The 12,263-nt window shown below is 42.5% G+C and carries 15 protein-coding genes; 7 read left to right on the forward strand and 8 right to left on the reverse strand.

Translation table 11 applies throughout. The features are described from left to right. Positions 1-93: 93 nt before the first annotated feature. From QE417_RS17180 to QE417_RS17205, 6 genes are all read right to left on the reverse strand, one after another. On the reverse strand, positions 94-939 hold the full coding sequence (locus QE417_RS17180; RefSeq protein ID WP_311951700.1) for an anti-sigma factor: 846 nt from the start codon (positions 937-939) through the stop codon (positions 94-96). A 3-nt stretch (positions 940-942) separates the two neighbouring features. Continuing rightward, positions 943-1,494, reverse strand: coding sequence for an RNA polymerase sigma factor (locus QE417_RS17185; protein WP_311951701.1), 552 nt, complete (start codon positions 1,492-1,494; stop codon positions 943-945). Positions 1,495-1,527: 33 nt separating this feature from the next. Further along, entirely contained in the window at positions 1,528-2,406 is an 879-nt protein-coding gene (lipA, locus tag QE417_RS17190; protein ID WP_311951702.1) for a lipoyl synthase, read from the reverse strand. Between the two features lie 133 nt (positions 2,407-2,539). Continuing rightward, on the reverse strand, positions 2,540-2,869 hold the full coding sequence (gene ytxJ / locus QE417_RS17195) for a bacillithiol system redox-active protein YtxJ (RefSeq protein WP_311951703.1): 330 nt from the start codon (positions 2,867-2,869) through the stop codon (positions 2,540-2,542). Positions 2,870-3,094: 225 nt separating this feature from the next. Continuing rightward, positions 3,095-3,589 carry a 6,7-dimethyl-8-ribityllumazine synthase gene (gene ribH / locus QE417_RS17200; protein WP_311951704.1) on the reverse strand — a complete coding sequence of 165 codons (495 nt, stop codon included), beginning with the start codon at positions 3,587-3,589 and terminating at the stop codon, positions 3,095-3,097. Between the two features lie 50 nt (positions 3,590-3,639). Next, positions 3,640-4,317 (reverse strand): tetratricopeptide repeat protein, encoded by a 678-nt coding sequence (locus QE417_RS17205; protein ID WP_311951705.1) that lies wholly within the window; start codon positions 4,315-4,317, stop codon positions 3,640-3,642. A gap of 142 nt (positions 4,318-4,459) precedes the next feature. On the opposite strand from QE417_RS17205, the gene recF reads away from it, so the two are divergent. Together recF and QE417_RS17215 are read left to right on the forward strand one after the other, a co-directional pair. Continuing rightward, a complete protein-coding gene (gene recF / locus QE417_RS17210) occupies positions 4,460-5,560 on the forward strand; it encodes a DNA replication/repair protein RecF (protein WP_311951706.1) in 1,101 nt (366 codons plus the stop codon). Positions 5,561-5,666: 106 nt separating this feature from the next. Next, on the forward strand, positions 5,667-5,957 hold the full coding sequence (locus QE417_RS17215; RefSeq protein WP_311951707.1) for a DUF721 domain-containing protein: 291 nt from the start codon (positions 5,667-5,669) through the stop codon (positions 5,955-5,957). Here the strand turns inward: QE417_RS17215 and QE417_RS17220 are convergent. Beyond that, positions 5,954-6,151 (reverse strand): hypothetical protein, encoded by a 198-nt coding sequence (locus tag QE417_RS17220; RefSeq protein WP_311951708.1) that lies wholly within the window; start codon positions 6,149-6,151, stop codon positions 5,954-5,956. The two genes, QE417_RS17215 and QE417_RS17220, sit on opposite strands and share 4 nt — an antisense overlap. Before the next feature lie 159 nt (positions 6,152-6,310). After that, a complete protein-coding gene (locus QE417_RS17225; protein WP_311951709.1) occupies positions 6,311-6,730 on the reverse strand; it encodes a nucleoside-diphosphate kinase in 420 nt (139 codons plus the stop codon). A gap of 119 nt (positions 6,731-6,849) precedes the next feature. On the opposite strand from QE417_RS17225, the gene QE417_RS17230 reads away from it, so the two are divergent. From QE417_RS17230 to QE417_RS17250, 5 genes are all read left to right on the forward strand, one after another. Beyond that, the gene (locus QE417_RS17230; protein ID WP_311951710.1) at positions 6,850-7,860 is read left to right on the forward strand and encodes a DHH family phosphoesterase; all 1,011 of its coding nucleotides are present in this window, start codon (positions 6,850-6,852) and stop codon (positions 7,858-7,860) included. A 7-nt stretch (positions 7,861-7,867) separates the two neighbouring features. Continuing rightward, positions 7,868-8,845 carry an FKBP-type peptidyl-prolyl cis-trans isomerase gene (locus QE417_RS17235; protein WP_311951711.1) on the forward strand — a complete coding sequence of 326 codons (978 nt, stop codon included), beginning with the start codon at positions 7,868-7,870 and terminating at the stop codon, positions 8,843-8,845. Positions 8,846-8,954: 109 nt separating this feature from the next. Further along, the gene (locus QE417_RS17240; RefSeq protein ID WP_311951712.1) at positions 8,955-9,986 is read left to right on the forward strand and encodes an FKBP-type peptidyl-prolyl cis-trans isomerase; all 1,032 of its coding nucleotides are present in this window, start codon (positions 8,955-8,957) and stop codon (positions 9,984-9,986) included. A gap of 51 nt (positions 9,987-10,037) precedes the next feature. Then, a complete protein-coding gene (locus QE417_RS17245) occupies positions 10,038-10,805 on the forward strand; it encodes a TatD family hydrolase (RefSeq protein WP_311951713.1) in 768 nt (255 codons plus the stop codon). A gap of 50 nt (positions 10,806-10,855) precedes the next feature. Continuing rightward, a complete protein-coding gene (locus tag QE417_RS17250; protein ID WP_311951714.1) occupies positions 10,856-11,875 on the forward strand; it encodes an asparaginase in 1,020 nt (339 codons plus the stop codon). Positions 11,876-12,263 lie beyond the last annotated feature (388 nt).

Here is a 12,263-nt window from a genome sequence, read left to right on the forward strand (position 1 = left end):
GAGTATTTCAAAAAAATTTAATTTTCTTTTCAGGGAGAGAAAAAATTGTTTCAGAACAATATTTTCAATTAATAGATATGGCAAAATATAGTTTTACAAACTGGCTATTACCACCATTTGATCCATAGTAGGATTAACACTGCCTCCACGGGGTTCAATAGTAACGGCAAATGCCTGTGCAGTGCCAATTGATTTCATGGTCTTCATATCTGCTGAATCGGTTGCAGCAGTATCAAACACGCCCAAATCAACCGGTTTTCCATCGGCAATAGCCCATAGCTGGTACTGGTGACCTTTATCGGCAGCGGGTAGCTTAGCGGTTTGTAAATCAACCAATACTTTGCTTTTGCTGGCGCTCCAGGCAACAGTAAGTGCCGAAGCCGGTGTTTTTTGGGTGCCTTTTAATTGTATAAGCTTGTAAGATGGGTCGCGGAATACATTGATCTCTTCGCTCATATTGTTTACCTGGTTGGCAAACTTTTGATTGCTTAGCGTTAAGGTAATTAATTTTTGTTGCGAATCTTGCAGGCGCGTGTATAGTACCGCAGTAGCTGCAATGCTTACACAAAGCAATAATACACTGGCCGCAAAACCATATTTATAAAATATGCTGGCCGTTGGTTTAGCTGCTGAAACTGCTGCCAGGCGTCTGCTTATAACGTCATCGCGATCTTCATGCTGCACTGTTTTAAGGCGGCGGTCATCGGCAAAATTAGTCAGGAGGCTGTTCAGCACGCGGTCGCGTAATTGTGGAGCAGGTTCAACTGCATAAGCATCGGCATATAAAATAGTGGCTCTTTCAATCTCGTCAAGTTCGGCCTGTATAGCAGGGTGCTGTGAGGCCATAGTTTCCACTTGCAGCTTTTCTTCTGAGCTAATATCGCCCAGAGCATAAAGCTCCAACACTCCCGATTCTATATATGCCCTTATCTCTTCCACCTTTTAATTGAAATGCTTACGCAATTGCTGTATTGCCATGCGTAAACGTGTTTTAATGGTTCCTAACGGCATGCCAAGCTCATCAGCAGCTTCGGTATGCGTGTAACCTTTAAAATAAATTAAATCAAGTATTGATTTGTGCTCGGGTCTTAGCGTATCAATCAAATCCTTAACACCTAACAGTTCGGGTTTGTAAACCGTGCTGTTATTCTGATCGATGTAACCTACGTTATTTTCGAGTTCCTGGTTTTTAAAATGATTGCGAAAATCTTTCGAACGTATTTTATCAATAGCAAGATTGCGGGCAATATTGACTATCCAGGTAAACAATCGTCCTTTATCGGGGCTGTAACTGGCGGCAGAGTGCCATATTTTAACAAAAGTTTCCTGTAAAACATCTTCGGCCGTTGGCGTATCATTAATAATACGAATAATTACTCCATACAGCGCTGAAGAGTACATATCATATAAAGCCTCTGCCGCTACCTTTTCGTGGCGTTGCAGGGCAAGTACAAGTTCTTCCTCGCTTAGGGTAATCTTATGTTTTTTGGCCAAAGTGCAGTAAATATAAAATATTATACCACAACATTATAAATCAAATAAATGTTTTTCGGCATGATAAGATGAACGCACAAGCGGACCACTTTCTACATACTTGAAGCCCATTTTGAGGCCAACCTCTTTATAGTAGTTAAATTGCTCTGGTGTAACCCAATCAATAACAGGGTGGTGGTTACGGGTAGGTTGCAGGTACTGGCCTAAAGTTAGTATGTGTACGCCGGCATCGTATAAATCCTGCATAGCTTCTAACACATCTTCTTCACGCTCACCCAAGCCCAGCATAATGCCCGATTTGGTACGTAAGCCCGCGGCCGATATTTGGCGCAGACACTCCAAACTACGATCATATTTAGCCTGGATACGAACTTCACGGGTTAAACGGCGCACAGTTTCGAGGTTGTGTGATACAACTTCGGGGCGCACGGCTATAACACGGGCCAGGTTTTCCCAATTGCCTTTAAAATCAGGCAGGAGGGTTTCTAAAGTAGTTTCGGGGCTTTCGCGGCGGATGGCATTGATAGTTTCGGCCCAAATGATTGAACCACCGTCTTTTAAATCATCACGATCTACCGAGGTAATTACACAGTGTTTAACCTGCATTAGTTTTACCGAGGTAGCCACGCGGTTAGGCTCGTCCATATCAACAGCCAAAGGCCTGCCTGTAGCTACCGCGCAAAAAGAACATGACCGGGTACAAATGTTACCCAATATCATGAAAGTTGCCGTGCCGGCTCCCCAGCACTCGCCCATGTTAGGGCAATTACCACTCTCGCAAATGGTATGCAGCTTATGCGTATCAACCAAACTGCGAACGTGAGCATACTCTTTACCAACTGGGAGTTTTACACGCAGCCAATCGGGCTTGCGTTGTACCTGGTTGGCAGGAATTACCGGCAAATCAATCATAGTTACAAATGTAGGGAAATTTGGAATACAGAGTACAGAATCAAGAGTAAAGACATTGCAATTATAATGCAACAATTAACGCCTGGTAGGAAATCTGTAATCTTGATTCTATATTCTTGAATCGGAATAAAAGTTATTGCACCATCTCCAAAGTCTCTTCAACCGAGATGCCGCCGTGCGACTGGTCCAGAATGCATTCGCCATCTTTTATCAGCAAAAGCTGGGGCGATTCGTGGTGTACTTTAAAATCAGATGCTATTTGGCTGGATATTTCGCGGAACTTGATCAGGTCCAGAAAATAAAGAGGAACGTTTTCAGGAAGTTGGTCCCAGTCCAGCTCAAAACGGCGTTTAGCCATCATGCTTATAGAGCAACGGGTGCTGTGCTTAAAAATAATACTGTAGCCGGGTTGCTGTTTAATGGTGTTTAACTGCTCTGCCGAATCTAACGCTGTCCAAGTCATAGTTAAGTTTGTCAAATATTACTGTCAACAAAAATACGCTATCCGCGTAAAATGGTTTTCAGTAATTTGTCAAATTAACGCCTGTTTATGTCATTATCGGCGGCGGGAGTTGCCGTAAGCCGGGCATAGCTTGTTTGAGCACGATGAGAATGTACCCAGCAAGGTGGCGGCCAGTATGGCAATGTAAAGTACTTTTTTCATTTTGAAACTGCTTATAATGCGTAATTAATCTTGTAACTGGTTGTTAAGGTCAGCCATCTTAATAGCAGTTACAGCAGCTTCAACGCCTTTGTTTCCATGCTTGCCTCCGGCTCTGTCCTCGGCTTGCTGCTCATTATCAGTGGTTAACACACCAAATATAACAGGTTTTGAATACTTTATACTAACATTACTTACACCATTTGCTACTGCGTTGCAAATAAAGTCGAAATGTCGGGTCTCGCCTTGTATTACGCAGCCTAAACAAATAACGGCGTCTAAGTGCTTGTTTTTTAATAAAATATCGGCACCCGATGTTAATTCGAAGCTGCCGGGAACAGAATAGGTGAAAATGTTTTCTTCTAACGTGCCGTTATCAATCAAACTTTGGTAGGCACCCCCGTAAAGGGCGCCTGTAATTTTTGCATTCCACTCGGCCACCACAATGCCAAAACGAAACGGACGCGCATTAGGGATAGTGGTGTTTGAAAAATCAGAAAGATTTTTAAGCTGTGTAGCCATGCAAATAGTTTAATTTATGAACAGCAGAGTGTTGTACGTAAAACTTCAGATTATTGTTTTGCTTCGGCGCGGGCAATGTACTCGTCAATGCTTTGTGCCTCGTTGCTGGTTGGGTAATCAGTTTTAATTTTTTTGTAGGTATCGGCAGCCTCTTTTTGTTGTTTGCGGGCCTCATAAACCAAACCTAATTTTTTAAGATAAAAAGGTGATAAAAACTTATTGTTAGCTTTATCAACCGCATTTTTAAAAAAGCTCTCTGCTTTTTCGTAATCTTTTAATTCAACATAAGCATCGCCAATACTGCCCATTGCTTCGGCGGCTACAATGTTGTCGCTGCTGCTAAAGCTGTTTAGTTTATCAATAGCTTTGTTGTACTCACCTTTATTTAAGTAAGCTACACCTGCGTAGTAGTAAGCAAGGTTAGCAGCTTTGGTATTGCTATAATCGTTAATGATTTTTTCGAAGCCCGGGTAGCTGGCATCGCCTTTTAAGGCTTTGTCCCACTCTTTTTTAGCCCAGTAATCCTGTGCTACATACATTTGGTTAGCCGCTTCAACCTCGCGTGGGGCCAGGTAAAGTTTTTGGTAAGCAATATAAATAGCTATTAATGCAACAATAGCTGCACCAATAAATAACAGGCTTTTTTGATTTTCCATTACGAAGCCACCTGTTGGTACATTAGATTTTTTCTCTGGCGCAACATTGGCGTTCACTTCCGTATTTGACATTTGTATGCTAAAATTAAGTTTGCAAAAATACGTTATTCAAAATTTCTACACAATATCAAATGCCTTAAATATTTACCTTAAATTTTAACCGCCCAAAACACCCCAACCATCGGCTTTTAGTGCTACCTTTGAAGCCTGTTTTATGTACCTGCAGCAACTATCCGTCATCAACTTTAAAAACTATGCCGAGGCCGAATTAGCTTTCAGCGAGGGTGTAAACGCTTTTGTGGGTAATAACGGCGCAGGCAAAACCAATATACTGGATGCTATACATTACCTATCGTTATGTAAAAGCTATTTTAACCCCATAGATAGCCAGCAGGTAAAACAGGGTACCGATTTTTTTATCATTAACGGCACCTTTGACCGTAACGATGTGCCCGAAACAGTAGCCTGTTCGGTAAAAAAAAACCAAAAGAAAGTATTTAAGCGCAATAAAAAAGACTACCAGCGCCTGGCCGACCATATTGGCTTGTTCCCGCTGGTAATGGTATCGCCATATGATGCCAGTATTATTATGGAGGGCAGCGAGGAGCGGCGTAAGTTTGTAGATAATGTAATATCACAAACTGATAATCATTACCTCGACGAACTCATTATATATAATAAGGTATTGGCAAACCGCAACGCACTGCTCAAGCGCATTGCCGAAACCGGACGTTTAGACCCCAGCCTGCTGGAGGTGCTGGATGAGCAACTGGTAGCATCGGGCACCAAAATATTTAAAAAGCGCAGGCAATTTTTAGAAAGCTATACCGTACTGTTTAATCAGTATTATCTTTTTTTAACCGAGGATGCAGAAAAGGTGGAGCTGGTTTACGATTCGCAATTGCTAAATGATGATTTTGCGGCTTTGTTGAAAAAAACTACAGAGAAGGATCGTGTGCTGGAACGCACCACGGCCGGTATTCATCGCGATGATTTGCTGTTTAGCATACATGGTATGCCGCTTAAAAAATTTGGCTCGCAGGGGCAGCAAAAATCTTTTTTAATAGCTCTAAAACTGGCGCAATATATGTACCTGCAACAGCAAAAAGGATTTAAACCATTGTTGCTGCTCGATGATATATTTGATAAGCTTGACGAGCACCGCATTACCAAACTCATGCAACTGGTAAGTAATCACGAATTTGGCCAGGTATTTATTACCGACGCCAGTGCCAGCCGGGTAAGCACCATTTTTGAGCGTATAAGTGTTGAAGTGAAAGTGTTTAATGTAAATGGGGGAGAAGTATCAGTTTAGTAAAAAGTAGTAAGTACAAAGTAGTAAGACAGCTTCTCTGGAATATCCTTCTACTAAATACTTACTACTTTTTACTAAGTACTTTCTACACTAATAAAATAAAGACATGCGTAAGCCTAACGATAAAACTATTAAAGAAGCCATTGAGCAAATGCTCAACGTATATAAAATAAAACGCCGTTTTGATGAAACGGCGGTTATAGCGGCCTGGCCCGATATTGTTGGCAAGCCTGTTGCCAATCGTACCAGTGAGTTGTTTATCAATAATAAAAGGCTTTTTCTTCGAATCGATTCATCGGTTGTTAAAAACGAACTGATGATGATGCGCTCGCAAATACTCGATAAAATTAATACCGAAGCCGGAAGTACGCTGGTTGAAGAAATTATATTTCTTTAGCGTGATGCGTGGCGAGCGTTTTGGCCCGGTTTGGTAAACAGGTCATCGCGTATTACGGCATATATAAGTATGATAGCTGCCGGAATGTAAAATGTAAATTGCACTTCAGGATGCGCTTTAACCAGTGACCAGCTTCCAATAACGAATAGTACTAAAAATACTGAGTAAATAGCGGCTCTTGATGCTTTCTTCATATGGCTAATATAATAAAATGAATTTTCACCCCGAAAAAATTATGCCACAACAATATAAAAAAGGGCTAAATTTATCTTTGGGTAAAAATTAATTTGCCCCAAAGATAAATTTAGCCCTTGTTCTGCAAAGAATATTAATTATTCTTTAGCGAAATAAACTTAAAATTTCTCGAAAGCTGAGAAGTAAAAGCTTCCTTCGATGGCAGCGTTCTCGTCAGAATCTGAACCGTGAACAGCATTTGCTTCTATCGACTCGGCAAACAGCGCACGGATAGTACCGGCTTCGGCTTTGCTTGGATCGGTAGCGCCAATCAGGGTGCGGAAATCAGCTACTGCATTATCTTTTTCTAAGATAGCAGCAACGATAGGACCTGATGACATGAAGCCAACCAGGTCTTTGTAAAAAGGACGCTCGCTGTGTACTGCGTAAAACTCGCCTGCTTTTTCAGGAGTTAACGAAGTATACTTCATAGCTGTAATTTTGAAACCACCTTTAATAATGTGATCTAATATAGCACCAGTGTGGCCGTTGCGTACTGCATCGGGCTTAATCATGGTGAAAGTTTTGTTGTTTTCCATGTTTGTTTAAAAATTGCTGCAAAAATAGAGTTTTGTTACTGAAACCTAAAGCTTTTTGTATAATTTACATGGTTTGTTTATGATATAATTGTTTTAGATTTGCACTTCTTTTTTAGTTGATGTTAGATACAGCCGCGCTTAGTACGCTATTAAACCAGCCTCAAAAAATAGTAATCACCACGCATCATAAACCCGATGGTGACGCTATGGGTTCATCCCTTGGTTTGTATAATTATTTAATACAACTTGGCCACCATGCTAAGGTTGTTGCTCCTACCGATTATCCTGAGTTTTTGTGGTGGATGCCCGGAAACGAAGAGGTAATTATTTACACCGAGCAAACCGAAGCGGCTACTCAACTAATTGCCGAAGCCAGCATTATTTTTTGCCTCGACTTTAATAACCTGAGCCGCATTAACCAAATGGGCGAACTTGTGCGCCAAAGCAGCGCGGTTAAGGTGATGATAGACCATCACCTCGAGCCCGAAGATTTTGACGATTACCGCTACTGGAACATCAACGCCTGTGCAACCGCTCAACTGGTATACACCTTTATTGTAGAAGAACTGCAACGTCCCGACCTGATCAATGCCGATGTGGCCACGGCCCTTTATACCGGCATCATGACCGATTCGGCATCGTTCCGTTTACCTAATACTACCTCGGCCGTGCACCGCATAGTGGCTGATCTTATTGATGCAGGTGCGGTAAACTGGCGTATTCACGAACTGGTTTACAGCAATGCTCCCGAAAACCGTTTACGCTTTTTGGGTTACTGCCTGAGCAATAAGCTCGAAATTTTACGCGAATACAATACCGCCCTCATCAGCGTTACTAATGAGGAGTTAAAACGATACGAATCGCACACCGGCGATACGGAGGGTATTGTTAACTATGCCTTATCAATAACCGGCATCCGTTTAGCGGCCTTTATTGTTGAACGTACCGATATGGTTAAACTATCATTACGCTCAACCGGCGAGTTTCCGGCCAATGAGATATGTAAAAAGTATTTCAATGGCGGTGGTCACCGCAACGCAGCGGGCGGCATGTCGACCTTATCGCTCCAGCAAACTGTAGAAAAATTCAAACAAATATTACCCGAATATAAAACACTGTTAATTCAATAAACAAAAAATGAGAAAAAGTTTAATGCTTTTAACCGCAGCAGCAATTGGCCTGGCCAGCTGCAACAGCGGATTTAAAAAAGGTGAAGGCGGCTTGCTTTACACCATTCACGAAGACAAAGACGGCGCACCTGTTAAAGAGGGCGATTTTATAAGCGTAAACCTGATTGCTAAAACCGATGCTGATTCGGTTTTATTCAATTCGTATGATACCGGTAAGCCTATGCCTACCTTAATGCCTAAACCGCAGTTTAAAGGTGATATTTATGCAGGTATAAGCAAACTGAGCGAAGGCGACAGTGCTACGTTTAAAATCAATACCGACTCGATGTTTAAGGCAAGCCCTAACCCGCGTCCGGCTAACTTAAAAGGTAAATACATTATTTACCAGGTTAAGGTTGTTAAAATTATCCCTAAAGGTAAACTTACCGACCAGGTATTCCAGGGCCGTGTAACCGATTATTTTAAAGCTGAATCGGCTAAACTAAAAGGTGTTGAGCCTGGCAAAATAAGCAAGTACATTGCCGATAATAACATCAAAGCCACCAAAACTTCAACCGGCTTACAGTACCAAATCACCAAACCAGGTACAGGTGCTACTATTGCCAAAGGTGATACTGCTGTGGTAAATTACGTAGGCAGACTTACTACCGGTAAAGTATTTGATACCAGCATTAAAGAAGTTGCTCAAAAAGAGAAAACTTATGATGCTATGCGCCCTTACCAGCCTATACGTATTGCGGTAGGTGCAGGTGCGGTTATACCAGGTTGGGACGAAGGTTTGCAGCTATTAAACAAAGGCGCAAAAGCTACTTTGGTTATTCCATCGAGCTTAGCTTACGGCGAGCAGGGTTTAGGTCCGGTTCCTCCGTTTGCCCCAATTGTATTTGAAGTTGAACTGGTTGATATTGTTAAACCTAAACCGGGTGCAGTAACTCCTCCAACAATGCAGTTGCCGCCGCCAACACCGGCTCCAACTCAAAAATAATTACGAATAAATTTCTCGTCATTTGCGAGGAACCAAAACAGTCTTTATGCGCTTAAAAGCATGCTGATGGTTTGGTTCCTCGCAATTGATGTATAAGGACTATTACTATATGAAAAAAGCTTTTTTATACCTGTTGTTTGCCGTAGCCGGAATAGGGCAGGTAACAGCACAAGCTAACTTTACTAAAACGGCCAAAGGTGCGTTATACAGCATTTTAAAAGCCGGCGGCGGTGCTAAAATTAAAGAGGGCGAAGTGATCACTTTTCACTTCATCCAAAAAAACGACCGCGACTCCGTTTTGGGCAGCTCATACCAAATGGGCAAGCCTGCCCAGGTACAGGTACAACCCAGCCGCAGCGTGGCCGATTTAATGGAAGTGTTTTCGATACTGAGCGTTAACGACAGTGCTTTAGTGCGCGTACCAACCGATTCTGTTTTTGTTGGACACGAAGAAAGCCGCCCTCCGTTTTTGCCTAAAGGCAGCTACCTTAACTTTACCATTAAGATTTTAAAGGTGCAAACCCTTGAGCAAGCCATGGCCGAGCGTACGGCTGCTATGGAAAAAGAACGCACAGAAAAAGCTGCCGCAGCCGAGAAAATGCGCGGAGCCGAAACATCAACCATTGCTAAATATATTGCCGATAATAGGCTTGCGCCATTAAGTACGGCATCAGGCTTAAAGTATGTAATTACTACCCCGTCAACTGGTCGTAAGCCATTGGCCGGCGATACTTTGCTGGTCAACTACGCCGGACGTACTATGGATGGCAAACTGTTTGATTCGAGTATTGAAGAGGTGGCTAAAGCAGGTGGCTTACAACAGCCAGGCCGCACTTATGAACCCATTAAAGTAGTAGTAGGCAACAGCGAGGTTATACGTGGCTGGGACGAAGGCCTTCTATTAGTTAACGAAGGTTCGAAAGCTAAATTCATCATCCCATCGGCTTTGGCTTATGGCGAGCGGGGTGCAGGTGAAGATATCAAGCCTTACAGCCCGCTGGTGTTTGATATTGAACTGGTGAAGGTAATACCGGGCGTTCATAAAAAGGCGGTTACTAAAAAAGCGGCCTCCAGAAAACCGGCAGCTAAAAAAGGATCTGTAAAAAAGGTAACCACAAAAAAGAAAGTCACCTCTAAATAAAAATATCAAAAAGCCCGCGGTTAATAGCCACGGGCTTTTTACTTTCGCGCCATGGTACTAACCGATACCCACACCCATCAATATTACGAAACCGACCCGGTAAAAAAAGGCGAAGTAATACAGCGTTGCCTTGATAATGGCGTGAGCCGTTTGTTTTTGCCCAATGTGGATAGCAGCAGCATTGCACAGGTAATGGATATGGTAAAAACCTATCCGCAAAACTGCTTTGCCATGATGGGCTTGCATCCTTGTGATGTAAAAGCCAACTGGGAGCAGGAATTGGAAACTATACACGCCGCCCTGCAACAATACCAGGTTTACGCCGTTGGAGAAATAGGCATTGACCTGTACTGGGATAAAACTTTTATAGCCGAGCAGCAGGAGGCGTTTAGGCGCCAGATAGGCTGGGCCAAGGCTGCAAAGCTACCCATTAATATACATTGCCGTAATGCGTTTGATGAAGTGTATGAAATTTTAAAGGAACAATACGACGAGAACTTACGTGGCATTTTCCATTGTTTTTCGGGAACGTTGGAGCAGGCCAATGAAATTATCGACCTTGATTTTAAACTGGGAATAGGCGGCGTAGTAACCTACAAGAATGCCGGGTTAGACAAGGTTGTTGAACAAATAGACTTAAAACATGTAGTTTTAGAAACAGATTCTCCGTATCTTACTCCCGTACCGTTACGTGGAAAGCCTAACGAAAGCTCTTATTTGATACATGTTGCCCAAAAAGTGGCCGACCTGCATCACACGAGTTTGGAAGCTGTTGCCGAAATAACTACCGAAAATTCGAAAATAATTTTTGGCATATAAGCGTACTATTAACTAACGATTATTATTTTTATAGCATAACCAATTATTAAATGTGCCAGATACTGATCATCTATACCGGTGGGACAATAGGTATGGTGAGCGATCCAAAGACAAAAACTTTGGTACCCATAAACTTTGAACAAATTATGGAGAACGTTCCTGAACTGGAACGTTTAAACTGCCGTATTAAAGTACATTCATTCGAGGATATTATTGACTCATCGAACATGAGCCCGGCCATCTGGAGCCGTTTAGCCGGCCTTATACAAAAGCATTACCACGAGGTTGACGGCTTTGTAATTCTGCACGGTTCAGACACCATGTCGTACTCTGCATCGGCCTTGAGCTTTATGCTCGAAAATTTGGCCAAGCCTGTTATTTTTACCGGTTCGCAATTGCCAATCAGCGCCATACGTACTGATGCCAAGGAGAACCTAATGACAGCCATTGAGCTGGCCAAAGCCAAAAAGAATGATAAAGTGCGTGTGCCCGAAGTATGTATCTATTTTGATTATAAACTCTTCCGCGGTAACCGTTCATTCAAATATAACTCATCAAAATTCGAAGCCTTCCGTTCGCCCAATTACCCGGTACTGGCCGAGTCGGGCGTGCATTTGCGGTTTAGTATCAATGATATTCGTCCGTCGGGCGAGGGTGATTTAATTGTACATAAAGAGCTGGTGAACGATGTAGCCGTACTTAAACTATACCCGGGCATAAGTCCTAAGGTGGTAGAAAATATTGTAAACTCTGATGTACGCGGCATTGTAATGGAGACATTTGGTGCGGGTAATACCACTACCGATCAATGGTTTACCGACCTGCTTAAAGGTGCTATCGACAGCGGAAAAGTAATTGTGGATATATCGCAATGTAAGGTAGGAACGGTTGAACTGGGCCGATACGAAACCAGTAAGCAACTCAAAGATATAGGTGTAGCTAACGGTTACGACATGACCTTCGAAGCCGCCATTACCAAAACCATGTTTTTGCTAAGCCAGTTTGAAGACCCTAAAGAGGTTAAGCATTGGCTGGAGCAAGACATCCGCGGCGAGCTCACCGTATCGTAAACATTGCCCTAAGCATACCAAAAGCCGCATACTATATGCGGCTTTTTGCTTTTTGTATACCCCTGTTACTCTTTGATTTTTTCATCTGAAAACCGCGAAATCCCACGAAAAGCCCTCGTTTTTCTCCGGAGTTCAATTTAGTGTTTAACGAATATGTTAAACGCATATAACGCCTGCAACGCAGTTGAACACCTTGAACACTGACAAGTTCATGTCAGTACTGACAGCATGTTGCGGGTAGCGATTATTTAAAATAGCAAGGTATATTTATGCAATAAAGAGTACAATCGATATTGGCTATTTTAATTTAGCCTAAGATTGGTGTTATCACCAACCTATCAAAGCAGTGTGTCGCAAAAACAATACCAACCACAGGCCAATTGCAGTT

It is taken from the genome of Mucilaginibacter terrae (assembly GCF_031951985.1).
GTDB classification, from domain to species: Bacteria; Bacteroidota; Bacteroidia; order Sphingobacteriales; family Sphingobacteriaceae; genus Mucilaginibacter; species Mucilaginibacter terrae_A.